Source organism: Janthinobacterium sp. J1-1 (genome assembly GCF_030944405.1).
Taxonomy (GTDB): Bacteria; Pseudomonadota; Gammaproteobacteria; order Burkholderiales; family Burkholderiaceae_D; genus Janthinobacterium.
This window is the reverse complement of sequence record NZ_CP132339.1, coordinates 2,925,168-2,942,389: the sequence shown is the minus strand read 5'-3', so window position 1 is coordinate 2,942,389 and position 17,222 is coordinate 2,925,168. Positions and strand designations below refer to the sequence as shown.

Sequence of the window (17,222 nt, the reverse complement as noted above, 5' to 3'; positions counted from 1 at the left end):
GGCACGCCATTTCAGGGCCAGCCATTGCGGCCGGCCATGGCCAATTCAGTTATCGCCGATCGGCGGCGGCGGTGCGCTGGCGGCAGCGGCCGCGCGGGCGGCCTTGGCGGCGGCCGCTTTCTCGCGCTCGGCCAGGCGCTTGGCGACTCTTTCCTGGCGTTTTACCGCTTCGGCCTGCTTGCGCGCAAAATTGGCCTCGCGCGCGGCGCGCTGCGGCGCCTCGGCGGCATCTTGCGCAGCCTGTTGCTTCACTTCAGCAGCGTGCTGGGCCTGGCGTTCGGCCAGGGTCGGGCCGGCCGGCTTGGCCGGCCTGGCTTCCGGCGTGACCACTTTCACGGCCTTCGAGGTGGCGGCGGTGCGCTCGGCCAGCTCGTCACGTGCGTCCTGTTGCGTGCGCGCCAGGTCGGCGTCACGCAGGCGTACCGATTCGGCCCGCTGGAAATGGCTGGCCTCGGCTTCGATGGCGCGCAGGCGCACCAGAGTCACGCGGCGCGTTTCCTTGGCCTGGTCCAGGCAGTTGTTCACAAAAAAGCGGTCATAGCACACCAGTTCGCGCGCCGCATAAGCGCTCTCGGCGGCGGCGCGTTCGCTGGCGACCTGCTTGAGCTTGGCGTCAGCCTCGGCCATCGTCACGGTGGGCGGCACCTGCGGCATGCCCACCTCATCCATGGCCGCCTTGTTCTGCACGGCGCAAGCCGACAGCAGCAGCGCCAGGCCCAAGGCCATGCCCAACTTGATTCTTGCCATCATTTTCATCCTTTGCCTGCCTTGTTTCAAACGATCGCGTCGGCCGCGCCGCGCTGTTCTTTTTCCATGTATTCGCGCGATTGCATTTCGACGATGCGCGATACGGTACGGTGAAATTCATTGGCCAGCATGCCGTTCGTATACAGCTGCTCGGGCGGCACTTCGGCCGACATGATCAGTTTCACCTTCTGGTCGTAAAACACGTCGATCAGCCAGGTGAAGCGGCGCGCCTCGGACGACTGCGCCGCCGACATGGCCGGTATCGCCGACAATATCACTGTATGAAAGCGGCTGGCGATTTCAAGATAATCATTTTGCGAGCGGGGTCCGCCGCACAGGGTGGCGAAGTCGAACCAGATGATGCCACCGGCGCGGCGCAGGCAGTGGATTTCGCGGCTCTCGATGCGGATGCGCGCGTCTTCGTCGGCCGTCTCGGCAATGCGCGTGTAGGCGTCGCGCAGCGCCTTGTCGGTGGCCGCGCCCAGCGGCGTATAGTAACTGTCGACCTGTTCCAGCGCACGGCCGCGGTAGTCGACGCCGGCGTCGACATTCATCACGTCGAGCTTGGCCTTGAGCAGCGCGATGGTCGGCAGCATGCGGTCGCGGTGCAGGCCGTCCGGATACAGCAGGTCGGGATCGTAGTTCGAGGTCATGATGAAGGACACGCCGTTGTCGAACAGGGCAGACAGCAGGTTGTACAGGATCATCGCGTCGGCGATGTCGGAGACGTGGAATTCATCGAAGCAGATCAGGCGGTATTTCTTGGCGATTCGTTTGGCGACCTCGTCGAGCGGGTCGGCCACGCCTTTCAGTTCATCGAGCTGCTGGTGCACGCCGCGCATGAATTCATGGAAGTGCAGGCGCGTCTTGCGCACCAGCGGCACCACCGAATAAAAACTGTCCATCAAGAAGGACTTGCCGCGCCCTACCCCGCCCCACATGTACACGCCTTTCGGCACGGATGGGCGATTGATCAGGCGCTTGAAGGTGCTCGATCGCTGGCCCTTGTAGGCCACCCATTCGTCATAGCACAGTTGCAGGCGGTCGACGGCGCGGCGCTGTGCCGCGTCGGCCTTGAAATCGCGCTGCTGCAACGCGTTCTGGTAAAACTCTTCTACGTTCATGGGACTCGATTCAACGCGCAGGGGCGCTGGCGGCCAACACCGCGAGCGCCCCTGTAAGACTAACTACGATTAAAAGTTCAAGGTACGCTTGTCAACCGCCAGCGCCGCTTCCTTGGTCGCTTCCGACAGGGACGGGTGGGCGTGGCAGATGCGCGCGATGTCTTCGGCCGAAGCCTTGAATTCCATCGCCACCACGGCTTCCGAAATCAACTCGGAGGCCATCGGACCGACGATGTGCACGCCGAGGATTTCGTCGGTGGTCGCGTCGGCCAGGAACTTGACCATGCCGGACGTATCGCCCAGCGCGCGCGCACGGCCGTTGGCCAGGAACGGGAAGCTGCCGGCCTTGTAGGCGATGCCTTCGGCTTTCAGCGTCTGCTCGGTCTTGCCGACCCACGCGATTTCCGGCGAGGTGTAGATCACCCAGGGAATCGTGTTGAAGTTGGTGTGGCCATGCTGGCCGGCGATACGCTCGGCCACGGCAACGCCTTCTTCTTCGGCCTTGTGCGCCAGCATCGGGCCGCGCACCACGTCGCCCACCGCCCACACGTTCGGCAGGTTGGTCTTGCAGTCGCCGTCGACGGCGATGAAGCCGCGCTCGTCCAGTTGCAGGCCGACTTTATCGGCAGCCAGGCCGTTGGTGTTCGGCGTACGGCCGATCGAAATGATCAGCTTGTCGAATACGGCGGTGACAGCTTCGCCCTTGGCATCGACGTATTCCACGCTGACGTCTTTCTTGCCCGGCGTGATGGTGCCGATCTTGCAACCCAGGCTGATCTTCAGGCCTTGCTTGGCAAACAGCTTGCCCGCTTCCTTGGCGATCTGCTCGTCGACCGCGCCCAGCAATACCGGCAGGCCTTCGAGGATGGTCACGTCGGAACCCAGGCGGCGCCATACGCTGCCCATTTCCAGGCCGATCACGCCGGCGCCGATCACGCCCAGCTTGGCCGGTACGGCGTCGATCGCCAGTGCGCCGGTGTTCGACAGGATCAGCTTCTCGTCGAATGGCGCACCCGGCAGCTCGCGTGCGTTGGAACCGGTGGCGATGATGACGTGCTTGGTCGTCAACGTTTCGTTGGCGGCGCCAACCACGCTGATCTCGTAGCCTTCGCCAGCGGCGCCGGCGAACGAGGCGCGGCCGTGGAAGAAGGCGATCTTGTTCTTCTTGAACAGGTACAGGATGCCGTCGTTGTTCTGCTTGACGACGGTATCCTTGCGCTTCAACATCTGGCCCAGGTTCAGTTTCAGGCCGGCGACATCGATGCCGTGCTCGGCGAAGCTGTGGCCCGCGTGTTCGAAATGCTCGGACGACTGCAGCAGCGCTTTCGACGGGATGCAGCCGACGTTGGTGCAGGTACCGCCAGGAGCGGCGCCGCCCTTGGCGTTCGACCACTCGTCGACGCAAGCGACGGTAAAGCCCAGCTGGGCGGCGCGGATGGCGGCGATGTAGCCGCCAGGGCCGGCGCCGATGACGACGACGTCAAATTGTTTAGTACTCATGTTTTGTTATTCCAATCTCTTCGTCCGGGACGAAAATCCACAATAGAAGGTAAATCACCACGCCAAAGCCGAAGGTCAGCGTAAACAGCACGAACACCAGGCGCCAGATCCACGCTTCCATGCCGGAAGCGCGGCCCAGGCCGCCACATACACCGCCCAGCCAACGGTCGCCGCGCGAGCGGCGCAGCCGGCTGAACTCTTGTACCAGGTCGTTCGCGGGACCATCGCCGAACGTGTTGTCCGGCTTGTCCAGGTTGATGCCGCCCAATAGTTTGGCCTTGGCTTGCGCAAATTCGCTATCGCTTAATGCGCCAGCCAGGTGTAACTCATGCAGACGCTTGATTTCTTCAGAGACGTTCATGGGAATCCTCTTTGAGTTGAGATCAGCCAGCTGCGTCTTCTGGCACGGGGGGGGACAACGGTACTGCTTGCACTGCCCCGGCGGCTGCGCCGGGGCGAACGTGGTATTACAGGTCCAGCAGCAGGCGTGCCGGATCTTCCAGCGCTTCCTTCATCGCGACCAGGCCCAGCACGGCTTCGCGGCCGTCGATGATGCGGTGGTCATACGACATGGCCAGGTAGTTCATCGGACGCACGACGATCTGGCCGTTTTCCACGACAGCACGGTCCTTGGTCGCATGCACGCCCAGGATGGCCGATTGTGGCGGGTTGATGATCGGGGTCGACAGCATCGAACCGAAGGTGCCGCCGTTCGAGATCGAGAAGGTGCCGCCGGTCAGGTCGTCCAGGGTCAGCTTGCCTTCCTTGGCCTTGGCGCCGAATTCGCCGATTTTCTTTTCGATCTCGGCGATCGACATCTGGTCGGCATTGCGCAGGATAGGCACCACCAGGCCGCGTGGCGAACCGACCGCGATACCGATATCGAAGTAGCCGTGGTAGACGATGTCATTGCCATCGACCGAGGCGTTGATGATCGGGTACTTTTTCAGGGCGGCGACGGCGGCCTTGACGAAGAACGACATGAAGCCCAGCTTGACGCCGTGCTCTTTCTCGAACTTGTCCTTGTACTTGTTGCGCAGTTCCATCACGGGCGCCATGTTCACTTCATTGAACGTGGTCAGGATGGCGTTGGTCGATTGCGATTGCAGCAGGCGCTCGGCGATACGCGCGCGCAGGCGGCTCATCGGCACGCGCTCTTCCGGACGGTCGCCCAGGCTGGCGGCGCCAGGTGCGGCAACTTGCTGCAGGGCCGGCTTGGCGGCAACCGGCGCAGGCGCGGCGGCGGCAGGCTTGGCGGAGGCGGCCAGGGCGTCGCCCTTGGTCACGCGGCCATCTTTGCCGGAACCGGCGACGTCGCCGGCGGCAAGGCCTTTTTCGGACAGGATCTTGGCGGCGGCAGGCATCGCCACGTCACCCTTGGTGGCTGCGGCAGGCGCCGAGGCGGTCGATGCATCTTGCGCGGCGGCGGCCAGCGCTGGCGCAGGGATGGCCGACACTTCCAGCGGGCTGACCTTGGCCGAACCTTCGGTATCGATGATGGCGATGACTTCGCCGGCCACCACGGTGGCGCCGTTGTCCTTGATGATTTGCACGATCACGCCGGCGGCTGGTGCCGGCAATTCCAGTACCACTTTATCGGTTTCGATATCGATCATGTTTTCGTCGCGCGCGACTGGCTCGCCGACTTTTTTATGCCATGCCAACAGGGTTGCTTCCGCAACCGATTCCGACAACTGGGGTACTTTGACTTCGATTTGTGCCATGTAAAACTCCGTTTATTTTGTTATTGCGGCGCCGCCGCTGCGTAGCAGTGGCGGCGCTCCGTCATCAACTTACTTGGTAAGGATAAAACCCTTGAGCTTCGAGAACGCCGTTTCCAGCAGATCTTTTTGCTGGGCGTAGTGCTTGTCATAGTAACCGACAGCCGGCGATGCCGAAGCGGGACGGCCGGCGTAGGCCAGGCGTTGACCGGCTTCCAGGCCTTCGAAGATGTTGTGCTGGATCTGGAACCAGGCGCCCTGGTTTTGCGGCTCGTCCTGGGCCCATACCACTTCGACCAGGTTCGGGAACTTTTTCAGTTCCGCAGCGAACGACTTGTGCGGGAACGGATACAGCTGTTCCAGGCGCACGATGGCCGTGTCGGTCTGGCCGCGCGTCTTGCGTGCGTTGACCAGGTCGTAGTAGACCTTGCCCGAGCAGGCGATCACGCGCTTGACCTTCTTGGCGTCGATTTTCTCGTCGACTTCGCCGATCACGGTCTGGAAGTTGCCTTTGGCCAGGTCGGTCAGCGGCGAGCCGGCGTCCTTGTTGCGCAGCAGCGACTTCGGCGTCATGATCACCAGAGGCTTGCGGAACTGGCGCACCATCTGGCGGCGCAGCAGGTGGAAGATCTGCGCGGCCGTGGTCGGCTGCACGACTTGCATGTTGTTGTCAGCGCACAGCTGCAGGAAACGTTCCGGACGGGCGGACGAGTGTTCCGGACCCTGGCCTTCGTAACCGTGCGGCAGCATCATGACCAGGCCCGAAGCGCGGCCCCATTTCACTTCGCCGGAGCTGATGAACTGGTCGATCACGACTTGCGCGCCGTTGGCGAAGTCGCCGAACTGGGCTTCCCAGATCGTCAGCGTGTTCGGTTCGGCGGTCGAGTAGCCGTATTCGAAGGCCAACACGGCCTCTTCGGACAGGACCGAGTCGATGACGGTGAACGGTGCCTGGCTGTCGGACACGTTTTGCAGCGGGATGTAGGTGCCCGCATCCCAGCGCTCGCGGTTCTGGTCGTGCAGCACAGCGTGACGGTGCACGAACGTGCCGCGGCCGGCGTCCTGGCCGGTCAGGCGGATCGCGTAGCCGGACGAAACCAGCGACGCGTAGGCCAGGTGTTCGCCCATGCCCCAGTCCAGGTTCATTTCGCCACGGCCCATGGTGCCACGGTCGCCCAGTACTTTTTCAACCAGCGAGTGGACCTTGAAGTCTTCCGGCACGGTGGTGATGCGGGTGGCCAGGCGTTTCAGTTCGGTCATCGGCACGGCGGTGTCGGCCGAATCGGTCCATTTCTTGTTCAGGAACGGCAGCCAGTCGACCGCGTACTTGTTCTTGAAGTTCGAGATGACCGGGTCGACCGTGTGCTTGCCGGCGTCCATGGCGTCGCGGAAGGCGGCCACCATCTTGTCGCCGCCATCGGCAGGAATCACGCCCTGCGCCACCAGCTTGTCCGCGTACAGCTTGCGGGTGCCTGGATGCTGGCCGATCTTCTTGTACATCAAAGGCTGAGTCAACGCAGGGGTATCCTGTTCGTTGTGGCCCAGTTTGCGGTAGCAGATGATGTCGAGGACGATGTCCTTCTTGAATTCCATGCGGTAGTCGAGCGCGATCTGCGTCGCCAGCACCACGGCTTCAGGATCGTCGGCATTGATGTGCAGTACCGGCGCTTCGATCATTTTCACGACGTCCGAGCAGTACAGGGTCGAACGCGCATCGCGCGGGTCGGAGGTGGTGAAACCGATCTGGTTGTTGATGACGATGTGCACGGTGCCGCCGGTGTGGTAGCCACGCGTTTGCGCCAGATTCAGCGTTTCCATGACCACGCCCTGGCCGGCGAAAGCGGCATCGCCGTGCACCAGGATAGGCAGAACCTGCGCGCCTTGCGCGTCGCCGCGGCGGTCCATGCGGGCCTTGACGGAACCTTCGACCACCGGGTTGACGATTTCCAGGTGCGACGGGTTGAACGCCAGCGACAGGTGGACCGGGCCGCCTGCGGTGGAGATGTCGGACGAGAAGCCCTGGTGGTATTTCACGTCGCCGGCCGGCAGGTCGTCGCCGTGCTTGCCTTCGAACTCTTCGAACAGTTCCTGCGGCGCCTTGCCCAGGGTGTTCACCAGCACGTTCAGGCGGCCGCGGTGGGCCATGCCGATGACGATTTCCTGCACGCCTTTTTCGCCGGCGCGCTGGATGGTTTCATCCATCGAGGCAATAAAGGTTTCGCCGCCTTCGAGCGAGAAGCGCTTCTGGCCGACGTAGCGGGTGTGCAGATAGCGTTCCAGGCCTTCGGCTGCCGTCAGGCGGTCCAGGATGTGGACTTTTTTCTCAGCGGAAAAATTCGGGGTGGAGCGGATCGATTCGAGTTTCTCTTGCAGCCAGCGCTTTTCGGCCGGGTCGGAGATATACATGAATTCGGCGCCGATCGAGCGCGTGTAGGTATCGCGCAGGTAGTTCAGCAGATCGCGCAGGGTGGCGGTCTCGGGGCCAAAATAGGTATTGCTGATGTTGAACACGGTGTCCATGTCGGCATCGTTGAAACCGTAGAAGCTCGGTTCCAGTTCCGGGATCATCGGACGTTCCTGGCGTTGCAGCGGGTCCAGGTTGGCCCAGTGCGAACCGAGGTAGCGGTAAGCGGCGATCAGCTGGGTGGCGGCGACGCGCTTGCGGCCCATTTCGGCATCGAACGAGGCGGTCACGGTGCGGATCGGACCGGCCTTGGCGCGCTCGGCGAACGAGGCAACCACGGAAGCGTGGGCGACGTCGGGCTTGTTGGTGCCGTCGACGGCAGGCACGTGCTGCATGGCGTCGAAGTAGGCACGCCAGTTGTCAGGTACCGAGCCGGGATTGTTCAGATACGCTTCGTACAGGTCTTCCACGTACGGAGCATTCCCACCGAACAGGTAGGAGTTGGTCGTTAATTGCTGCATATATTGCTCACCTCTCTTCGCGTTTCGCGAGGAATTAGCGGGTTAATCTAACCTTCCGCGACACGGCCTGACCGGTTAGCGGATTGCACATCAAGTTGTGGGGAAGGGCTTGTTTATTGCACCAGCATTCTGCATACCGTCATTTAGAATAGCACGCGGTATTGTAACGCAACAACCGCCGCCTGACTTTTATTTGGCAAGCAAATGTAAGCTTTGCGGGGCGTGCGGGCCTGATTGTTGCGCTGATGCGAATGGCGCACCGCCCCATCCCGCCGCAACCGGCTCAGAGTGCGGACAGGAAGCGCACATAGTCCTGCGCACTGCGCCCCAGCCGCTCGGCATAGCCCTGCTCCGACGGGCCATCCTCGGCGCCGTAGAAGGCAAAGAACGGGCGCTTCTCGGCGCCGATATAGGCCAGGGTCACGTCGAACGGCGCCAGCAGCTGCGCCAGGGTGGTGCGCCACTTGCCCTGCGGCGTGAAGTCCTGCTCGCGTATGCCGGCCGTGACGGCCAGGGCCACCTTGCGGCCGCGGAAGGCGTTGCCGCCGGTGCCGTAGGCCCAGCCATGCGCCAGCACCTCGTCGAGCCACTTCTTGAGCAGCGGCGGACAGTTGAACCAGTACACGGGGAACTGCAGCACCACGCTGCCGTGCGCCTCGACCAGCGCCTGCTCCCGCGCCACGTCGATCTGGCCGTCAGGGTAGGCCTGCTGCACATCGTGGATGGTGTAGCGCTGCGGCTGCAGCGCCACTTCCTGCAGCCAGCGCCGGTTGGCGACCGAGGTGCCGATCGAGGGATGAAAAACGAGAACCAGGGTTTTCATATTGCTGCTTTCATGAGAAGGGAATCGGTGGGCACCAGTCCTCCGCCCCGGAAAAGCAGGCAAGCCGGTACCCTGCCCCGTGGCGCGGGGTCGCGCCCGCAGAGGCAAAAACAGCATAGCCCTGGCGAGTACTTTTCACAAGTACGCACATTCAATGCTCATACAGGAAGAAAAGTAAGTTACTCGTGCGCGACCAGCCGCCCAGCCCTGCCATTGTCCGTCGCTGCTAGGTGGGCCTGTGCCGTTCGCCCCACTCGCACAGCGTGTTGAGCACGGGGATCAGCGATGCCCCCTTGCTTGAGAGGAAATATTCAACCTTGGGCGGCACTTGCGGGTATTCCTTGCGGACGATCAGCGCATCGGCTTCCAGCTCTTTCAGGACCACGCTCAGGGTCTTGAAGGCGATGCCCCCGAGATGGCGCTTGAGCTCGTTATGCCGCAGCACCTTGTGTTCCGCCAGCGCATACAGGATCAGCATCTTGTACTTGCCGCCGATCAGCGACAAGGTATGGCCAAAGCCCGTCTCGCCCAGTGCCACGCCGCCGGGGGCGCAGGTTTCTTCGTTCATCACGTTCCGCTTGCTGTTGATCCACGGTGAGCATACCAGCCTGGCGGCTGTCAGCCAGGGTTTCGGCGCATAAAAAAAGCGAGCCATCAGGCTCGCTTTTTTGCGCCGGACCCGAAGGCCCGGCAGTGACAGTCGCAAAACTTATGCGCGCTTGTCCAGTGGCAGCACTTCACGCGTGGTCGAACCGACGAACAATTGACGCGGACGGCCGATTTTCTGTTCCGGATCGGCGATCATTTCGTTCCACTGCGCGATCCAGCCGATCGTACGGGCCATGGCGAAGATACCGGTGAACAGCGATACCGGGATGCCCAGTGCGGACTGCACGATGCCCGAGTAGAAGTCGACGTTCGGGTACAGTTTGCGCGAGACGAAGTATTCGTCGTTCAGTGCAATCTTTTCCAGTTCCATCGCCAGCTTGAACAGCGGGTCGTCCTGCAGGCCCAGTTCGGCCAGCACTTCGTAGCAGGTTTCACGCATCAGCTTGGCGCGCGGGTCGAAGTTCTTGTACACGCGGTGGCCAAAGCCCATCAGCTTGACGCCCGAGTTCTTGTCCTTGACCTGTTCGATGAAGGCAGGGATGTTCTCGACGGTGCCGATTTCCTTCAGCATGTTCAGTGCCGCTTCGTTGGCGCCGCCGTGTGCGGGGCCCCACAGGCAGGCGATACCGGCAGCGATACAGGCGAACGGGTTGGCGCCCGACGAACCGGCCAGGCGGACGGTCGAGGTCGAAGCGTTCTGCTCGTGATCCGCATGCAGGATCAGGATGCGGTCCAGGGCGCGCACCAGCACGTCGTTGACCTTGTAGTCTTCGCACGGATTGGCGAACATCATGTGCATGAAGTTGGCGCTGTACGACAGGTCGTTGCGTGGGTAGGTGAACGGCTGGCCGATCGAGTACTTGTAGGTCATCGCGACCAGGGTCGGCATCTTGGCGATCAGGCGGATGGCCGACACTTCGCGGTGGCGCGGGTCGTTGATGTCCAGCGAATCATGGTAGAACGAGGCCAGCGCGCCGACGGTGCCGACCAGGATCGACATCGGGTGCGCGTCGCGGCGGAAGCCACGGAAGAAGAATTGCATCTGCTCGTGCACCATGGTGTGCTTGGTGACGGTGTCGACGAACTTGGCTTTCTGCTCGGCGTTCGGCAGTTCGCCGTTCAGCAGCAGGTAGCACGATTCCATGAAGTCGGCGTTGACGGCCAACTGTTCGATCGGGTAACCACGGTACAGCAGTTCGCCCTTGTCGCCGTCGATGTAGGTGATCGACGAGTTGCACGAGGCGGTCGACATAAAGCCTGGGTCGTAGGTGAACTTGCCGCTACCGGCGTACAGCTTGCGGATGTCGATGACGTCCGGGCCGACGGTGCCTTTGTAGATCGGAAATTCAAGCGATGGGCTGCCATCGGAGAACGACAGGGTAGCTTTTGTGTCAGAGGTATTCATGGGCTCTTCCTTCTCGGGAGTGAGTCGAAATTAAAATCAAAAATTCTGGCTGCAATTCGCCCCGCGTCTTGCGGAGCTACAGCGCGCCACTCGCACCGTTTGCAATATATCGCCCAGGCGTCTAGGCAATGCGCAGTCGTTGCAGCAGTGCGCGCACATGCGGCAGATCGACTTCGCCTTCCGGCTCTTTACGGGCCAGTACCAGATCCATTAACGCATTGTCCGACAAATCGAGCAAACGCGTCAGCGCGTCGACTTCTTCGTCGGTCAATTCGGTTTCATACGCATCGAGAAAACGGGTCAGGATAATGTCGTTTTCCAGCAGGCCACGGCGCGAGCGCCAGCGCAGGCGGGCGCGGTTGGCCGGGTCGGCCTGATGCGAGGACAAAATTGATTCTGTCATTGGGTTTTACCATCTTGCGCGTGTCGTCAAAAAACGGCACGGTACTGCTTTGCCGGCGCCACCCGGCAGGACAGGGGCCACTCCCCTGCCCTGCCGGGGCGGCGCCGGCGGGATACGTTCTGAACGATCAGATCGCGCGGCGTACCATCAATTCCTTGATCTTGCCGATCGCCTTGTTCGGGTTCAAACCTTTCGGGCAAACGTCGACACAGTTCATGATCGAATGGCAGCGGAACAGACGGTACGGATCTTCCAGGTTGTCCAGGCGCGCGCCGGTGGCTTCGTCGCGCGAATCGGCGATGAAACGGTAGGCTTGCAACAGGCCGGCTGGCCCCACGAATTTGTCCGGATTCCACCAGAACGACGGGCACGACGTGGAGCAGCATGCGCAGAGGATGCACTCGTACAGGCCATCGAGCTCTTCGCGCTGTTCCGGCGTTTGCAGGCGCTCTTTTTCAGGCGGGATCGATTCGTTGATCAGGAACGGCTTGATCGAATCGTACTGCTTGAAGAATTGCGTCATGTCGACGATCAGGTCGCGGATCACCGGCAAGCCTGGCAGCGGACGCAGCACGATAGGCTCGGTCAGCTCGTTCAGGTTGGTGGTGCAGGCCAGGCCGTTCTTGCCGTTGATGTTCATCGCGTCCGAACCGCACACGCCTTCGCGGCACGAGCGGCGCAGGGCCAGCGAGTCATCGACGTCCGCCTTGATGCGCTGCAGTGCGTCGAGCAGCATCTTGTCGGTGTCTTTCAGTTCGACCGTCAGGTCTTGCATGTACGGCTTGGCATCCTGGTCGGGATCGTAGCGGTAGATTTTGAATTTGAGAGTACGTGCCATGGTATAGCCTTAGAAAGTACGTGGTTTCGGTTTGAAGGTATCTACCGTCAGCGGCTTGGTCACGACCGGCTTGTATTCCAGTCGGTTGCCTTCCGAATACCACAGTGTGTGCTTCATCCAGTTGTCGTCGTCGCGGGTCGGGTGATCGTCCTGGGCGTGGGCGCCGCGCGATTCCTTGCGCGCCGCGGCCGAGACGATGGTCGCTTTCGCCGTTTCGATGAGGTTGTCCAGTTCCAGCGCTTCCACGCGGGCGGTGTTGAACACCATCGACTTGTCCTTGAACGACACATGCTTGCGGCGCTCGTCGAGCTTCATGATTTCAACCACGCCCTGGTCCAGCATCGCGTCGGTACGGAACACGCCACAGTATTTCTGCATGGTGGCGCGAATCTCGTTCGCCACGCCCTGCACGGTTTCCGTGCCGGTCGAGTTTTCCAGGCGCGCCAGGCGGCCCATGGCGAAATCGGCGGCATTGGCTGGCAAGGGCTTGTTTTCCCTGGCTTTCAGGCCGCTGTTGACGATGTGGTTGCCGGCCGCGCGGCCGAAGACCACCAGGTCGAGCAGCGAGTTGGTGCCCAGGCGGTTGGCGCCGTGCACCGACACGCAGGCGCATTCGCCGATCGCGTACAGGCCGTTGACGACTTTTGCCGAGTTATCAGGACCGGTCGGGGTGACGACCTGGCCGTGGATGTTGGTTGGAATGCCGCCCATCTGGTAGTGAATCGTCGGCACGACAGGAATCGGTTCCTTGGTGGCGTCGACGTTGGCGAACTTGTGGCCGATTTCCAGGATCGACGGCAGGCGCTTGGCGATGGTGTCGGCGCCGATATGGCGCAGGTCCAGCATCACGTGGTCCTTGTTCGGACCGCAGCCGCGGCCTTCCTTGATTTCCTGGTCCATCGAACGCGAGACGAAGTCGCGCGGCGCCAGATCCTTCAGGGTCGGCGCATAGCGCTCCATGAAGCGTTCGCCTTCCGAGTTGATCAGGATGCCGCCTTCGCCGCGCACGCCTTCGGTGATCAGGACGCCCGCGCCGGCCACGCCGGTCGGGTGGAACTGCCAGAATTCCATGTCCTGCAGTGGCAGGCCGGCGCGTGCCGCCATGCCCATGCCGTCACCGGTGTTGATGAAGGCGTTGGTCGAGGCGGCGAAAATACGGCCTGCGCCGCCGGTGGCCATCACGGTCGTCTTGGCTTCCAGGATCATGCATTCGCCGGTTTCCATTTCCAGCGCAACCACGCCGATCACGTCGCCGTCGGCGTCACGGATCAGGTCCAGCGCCATCCATTCGACGAAGAAGTGGGTACGTGCGCGCACATTGCGCTGGTACAGCGTGTGCAGCAGGGCGTGACCGGTACGGTCGGCTGCCGCGCAGGCGCGCTGCACCGGCTTTTCGCCGAAATGGGCCGTATGGCCGCCGAACGGACGCTGATAGATCGTGCCGTCAGGGTTGCGGTCGAACGGCATGCCGAAGTGTTCCAGCTCGTACACGACTTTTGGTGCTTCGCGGCACATGAATTCGATGGCATCCTGGTCGCCCAGATAGTCGCCACCCTTGACGGTGTCGAACATGTGCCAGAACCAGTTGTCTTCGGCCATGTTGCCGAGCGACGCGCCGATACCGCCCTGCGCCGCCACGGTGTGCGAGCGGGTCGGGAAAACTTTCGACAGTACAGCGACGTTCAGGCCGGCTTCGGCCAGTTGCAACGACGCGCGCATGCCGGAACCGCCGGCGCCAACGATCACCGCATCAAAGCGGCGGGTAGGAATTGCAGATTTATATGCTGCCACGATTACACACTCCAGAGTATCTGTACCGTCCAGCCGGCACAAGCGATCAACCACAGCATGGTGGCAATTTGCAGAGCCAGGCGCAGGCCCGTGGCTTTCACGTAGTCCATCCAGACATCGCGCATACCGACCCATGCGTGGTAAAACAGCGCCAGGAACGTTACCAGGCTGAATAATTTGAACCATTGCTGAGCGAACAGACCGGCCCAGCCTTCATAGCTGAAGTTCTGGCCGGTCAGGAACGAGACCAGCAGGATGGCGACATAGGCCACCATGACGATGGCGGTGACGCGCTGGGCCAGCCAGTCGCGCAAGCCGTAATGGGCACCGACGACGAGGCGTTTCGGTCCGATGTTATTGTCTGCCATGTTTAAAATACTCCAAACAGTTTCAAAGCGACCAGGGCGGTCAGCACCAGGCTGACCACCAGCACGGACGAAGCGGTCTTGCGGGCCGATTCTTTTTCGATGGCGACGTGCACGTCCATGAACAGGTGGCGGATGCCGGCGCAGAAGTGGTGCAGGAAGGCCCAGACCAGGCCCAGCGTGATCAGCTTGACAAACCAGTGCGAGGCGATGCCCTGGAAGTAAGCGTAGGACATTTCGGAACGCAGGCTCAGTTCCAGCATGTACAGGATGCACGGCAGCAGGGCGAAAATGATGAATCCGCTGATACGATGCAGGATCGAGACGATGGCGCCAACCGCCATGCGGTAGTTCGACAATTCGGTAACATGAATGTTACGGAATTGCGGCCGTTCTTTTTTTGGTACTTCTCTTACGGCTTCAGACATAACAAAAACCTCCCCTTTGAACTGAACTAAATATTGGAAGCCGCGATTTTCGCCGATTTTCGCAAGCCGTACCAATATCTATTGTTACATATAACCAAAATGGTTTTTTACTACACAATCCCGCGCTACTTTCCGTAGTTCACGTAATTTAATTACAGAAACGCTGGCAAAAAACGACCCGCCGGTGGCGTATGCCTGGCGGGCCGCGCTTTGCCTGCGATTTCTGCTGTCTCCAATGCCCGCCTCGCGGTGGGCACTTTTCAAACGATGGACGTCAGCCTGTCCGCTTGTTCGGGCGCCTGGCGCCCCGCGGCTTCAGCTGAGTTCATTCTGATAATGGTGGCGGCTGGTCAGGTACAGGCCGCGGCGCAATTCCACCGGCTTGTCGCCATACGTAAACGACACGCGCTCGGAACTGAGCAAGGGTGTACCCGCCTCGACATTCAACAAATGGGCCGCGCCCGCATCGGCGCAGACGGCGCGGATCTGCTCGGAGGCACGGATCATGCGCGTGCCGAATTCGGTTTCGAACAGGCCGTACATCGGCCCCTTGTATTCCACCAGGCGCTCGGCCGTCAGGCCCTTGAAGATCAGGCCGGGCAACCACAGCTCTTCGAGCACGGTCGGCACGCCGTCGAAATACTGCACCCGCTTGATGAAGATGACGGCGTCGCCCGATTTCAGCTCCATCAGGCGCGCCACGTCGGCCGGCGCGCGCACGCGCTTGACTTCGATGAACTTGCTTTCGGGATAATGCGGCACGCCTTCGTCCGGCACCAGGCGCAGGAAGCGGAAATGCGCGCGCGCCTCGTGGTGGGTCGACACGAACGTGCCCTTGCCCTGGCGGCGCATGACGAGGTTTTCGGCGGCCAGCTCATCGATCGCCTTGCGCACCGTGCCCTGGCTGACCTTGAAACGGCCGGCCAGTTCGACTTCGCTGGGGATCAGCTCGCCCGGCTTCCACTCGCCCGATTGCAGGCTTTGCGTGATCAGCGCCTTGATCTGCTGATACAAAGGACTGAAGGTGGGCGACGCGGCGGTGGCGGCGGGAGTGTGCGTCGGCGTTGGCGCCGTCACGGCGGCGGCAGGCGGATTCGGTGGGACCGGTGCGTCCGCGGTCGGACTGACCGCCCCGCTTGCAGCAGTGGCATTGTTGGTCAGATTGGACGAGGCGGAATTCATAGTCCGACATTTCAACACAAATCACTGTCCGCGTCCAGTAAAAACCCGACGGTTATCTGTCTTATATAAGACATAAGATAGGATTGACAGATACAAATCGGAGGCCTACACTGCCCCCGATAAAACTGGTGTATCAGCGTTTATTGTTGTTGGCCAGCCACTCTGGCCTGAAACAGCAGGGACGCGACGGCGCGCACCACCGGCAAATCGGTGGCAGCAGCCGGTTTTGGTATCATTACAGTTTTTCCGAACAAGCGTAAGCCCGGCTTCAATTCCGTTTTCTTTCCTATTTTTGGAGATTCATCATGGCAAAAACCCCTATGCGTGTTGCAGTGACCGGCGCCGCCGGCCAGATCGGCTACGCCCTGTTGTTCCGCATCGCCAACGGCGACATGCTCGGCAAGGACCAGCCTGTTATCTTGCAATTGCTTGAAATCGCGGACGAAAAGGCCCAGAAGGCGCTCAAGGGCGTGATGATGGAAATCGACGATTGCGCCTTCCCGCTGCTGACGGAAATGACCGCCCACTCCGATCCGTTGACCGCCTTCAAGGATGTCGACGTGGCCGTACTGGTCGGTGCCCGTCCACGTGGCCCGGGCATGGAACGCAAGGACCTGCTGGAAGCCAATGCCCAGATCTTCACGGTGCAAGGCAAGGCGCTCGACGCCGTCGCTTCGCGCAACGTGAAAGTACTGGTGGTCGGCAACCCGGCCAACACCAACGCCTACATCGCCATGAAATCGGCGCCATCGCTGCCGGCGAAAAACTTCACCGCCATGCTGCGCCTGGACCACAACCGCGCGCTGTCGCAAGTCGCCGCCAAGACCGGCACCGCCGTCAAGGATATCGAGAAGCTGACCGTGTGGGGCAATCACTCGCCAACCATGTATGCTGACTACCGTTTCGCCACCGTCGACGGCAAGGCCGTGAAAGACCTGATCAACGACCAGGAATGGAACGCCAACACCTTCCTGCCGACCGTCGGCAAGCGCGGCGCGGCCATCATCGAAGCGCGCGGCCTGTCGTCGGCAGCGTCGGCAGCGAACGCCGCCATCGACCACGTGCATGACTGGGTGCTGGGCACCGCCGGCAAGTGGACCACCATGGGTGTGCCATCGGACGGTTCGTACGGCATCCCTGAAGGCACCGTGTTCGGTTTCCCTGTCACCACGGAAAACGGCGAATACACCATCGTTCAAGGCCTGGAAATCGATGCATTCTCGCAAGAGCGCATCAACCTGACCCTGAAAGAGCTGACCGAAGAGCGCGAAGGCGTGAAACACCTGCTGGCGTAATTCCCAGTCCAGTTCCGGCGGCGCAGCGTACACTGTGCCGTCCGCCATCAAGGCCGCACCGCGTTT

At 61.5% G+C, this 17,222-nt stretch carries 16 protein-coding genes; 1 reads left to right on the top strand and 15 read right to left on the bottom strand.

Going from position 1 to position 17,222, the window contains the following annotated elements:
• Positions 1–45: 45 nt before the first annotated feature.
• The 15 genes from Q8L25_RS13330 to Q8L25_RS13260 all read right to left on the bottom strand — a co-directional run bounded on the left by Q8L25_RS13330 (position 46) and on the right by Q8L25_RS13260 (position 15,861).
• Positions 46–750: a hypothetical protein gene (locus tag Q8L25_RS13330; RefSeq protein ID WP_308925280.1), complete on the bottom strand. Its 705-nt coding sequence runs from the start codon at positions 748–750 to the stop codon at positions 46–48.
• 23 nt (positions 751–773) lie between these two features.
• Positions 774–1,871 (bottom strand): cell division protein ZapE, encoded by a 1,098-nt coding sequence (gene zapE / locus Q8L25_RS13325; RefSeq protein WP_308925279.1) that lies wholly within the window; start codon positions 1,869–1,871, stop codon positions 774–776.
• A gap of 69 nt (positions 1,872–1,940) precedes the next feature.
• Positions 1,941–3,371 carry a dihydrolipoyl dehydrogenase gene (lpdA, locus tag Q8L25_RS13320; RefSeq protein WP_308925278.1) on the bottom strand — a complete coding sequence of 477 codons (1,431 nt, stop codon included), beginning with the start codon at positions 3,369–3,371 and terminating at the stop codon, positions 1,941–1,943.
• The gene (locus tag Q8L25_RS13315; protein WP_308925277.1) at positions 3,361–3,732 is read right to left on the bottom strand and encodes a PspC domain-containing protein; all 372 of its coding nucleotides are present in this window, start codon (positions 3,730–3,732) and stop codon (positions 3,361–3,363) included. The genes lpdA and Q8L25_RS13315 overlap by 11 nt, the downstream gene beginning before the upstream one ends.
• Positions 3,733–3,838: 106 nt before the next feature.
• Positions 3,839–5,095, bottom strand: coding sequence for a 2-oxoglutarate dehydrogenase complex dihydrolipoyllysine-residue succinyltransferase (gene odhB / locus Q8L25_RS13310; protein ID WP_308925276.1), 1,257 nt, complete (start codon positions 5,093–5,095; stop codon positions 3,839–3,841).
• 69 nt (positions 5,096–5,164) lie between these two features.
• Positions 5,165–8,017: a 2-oxoglutarate dehydrogenase E1 component gene (locus Q8L25_RS13305; protein ID WP_308925275.1), complete on the bottom strand. Its 2,853-nt coding sequence runs from the start codon at positions 8,015–8,017 to the stop codon at positions 5,165–5,167.
• A gap of 283 nt (positions 8,018–8,300) precedes the next feature.
• Positions 8,301–8,840: an NAD(P)H-dependent oxidoreductase gene (locus Q8L25_RS13300; protein ID WP_308925274.1), complete on the bottom strand. Its 540-nt coding sequence runs from the start codon at positions 8,838–8,840 to the stop codon at positions 8,301–8,303.
• 226 nt (positions 8,841–9,066) lie between these two features.
• Complete coding sequence (locus Q8L25_RS13295; RefSeq protein ID WP_308925273.1) at positions 9,067–9,495, bottom strand: helix-turn-helix domain-containing protein; 429 nt, start codon at positions 9,493–9,495, stop codon at positions 9,067–9,069.
• Positions 9,496–9,549: 54 nt separating this feature from the next.
• Complete coding sequence (gene gltA / locus Q8L25_RS13290; protein ID WP_308925272.1) at positions 9,550–10,854, bottom strand: citrate synthase; 1,305 nt, start codon at positions 10,852–10,854, stop codon at positions 9,550–9,552.
• A gap of 121 nt (positions 10,855–10,975) precedes the next feature.
• Positions 10,976–11,257 carry a succinate dehydrogenase assembly factor 2 gene (locus tag Q8L25_RS13285; protein ID WP_034752073.1) on the bottom strand — a complete coding sequence of 94 codons (282 nt, stop codon included), beginning with the start codon at positions 11,255–11,257 and terminating at the stop codon, positions 10,976–10,978.
• Between the two features lie 127 nt (positions 11,258–11,384).
• Positions 11,385–12,095, bottom strand: coding sequence for a succinate dehydrogenase iron-sulfur subunit (locus Q8L25_RS13280; RefSeq protein WP_308925271.1), 711 nt, complete (start codon positions 12,093–12,095; stop codon positions 11,385–11,387).
• 9 nt (positions 12,096–12,104) lie between these two features.
• Positions 12,105–13,886, bottom strand: a complete 1,782-nt coding sequence (sdhA, locus tag Q8L25_RS13275; protein ID WP_308925270.1) for a succinate dehydrogenase flavoprotein subunit — start codon at positions 13,884–13,886, stop codon at positions 12,105–12,107.
• 2 nt (positions 13,887–13,888) lie between these two features.
• Positions 13,889–14,254, bottom strand: coding sequence for a succinate dehydrogenase, hydrophobic membrane anchor protein (gene sdhD, locus Q8L25_RS13270; RefSeq protein ID WP_308925269.1), 366 nt, complete (start codon positions 14,252–14,254; stop codon positions 13,889–13,891).
• A gap of 2 nt (positions 14,255–14,256) precedes the next feature.
• Positions 14,257–14,679 carry a succinate dehydrogenase, cytochrome b556 subunit gene (gene sdhC / locus Q8L25_RS13265; protein WP_152250053.1) on the bottom strand — a complete coding sequence of 141 codons (423 nt, stop codon included), beginning with the start codon at positions 14,677–14,679 and terminating at the stop codon, positions 14,257–14,259.
• A gap of 315 nt (positions 14,680–14,994) precedes the next feature.
• Positions 14,995–15,861, bottom strand: a complete 867-nt coding sequence (locus Q8L25_RS13260; RefSeq protein WP_308925268.1) for a GntR family transcriptional regulator — start codon at positions 15,859–15,861, stop codon at positions 14,995–14,997.
• 305 nt (positions 15,862–16,166) lie between these two features.
• On the opposite strand from Q8L25_RS13260, the gene Q8L25_RS13255 reads away from it, so the two are divergent.
• Positions 16,167–17,156, top strand: a complete 990-nt coding sequence (locus Q8L25_RS13255) for a malate dehydrogenase (protein WP_308925267.1) — start codon at positions 16,167–16,169, stop codon at positions 17,154–17,156.
• Positions 17,157–17,222: the final 66 nt, after the last annotated feature.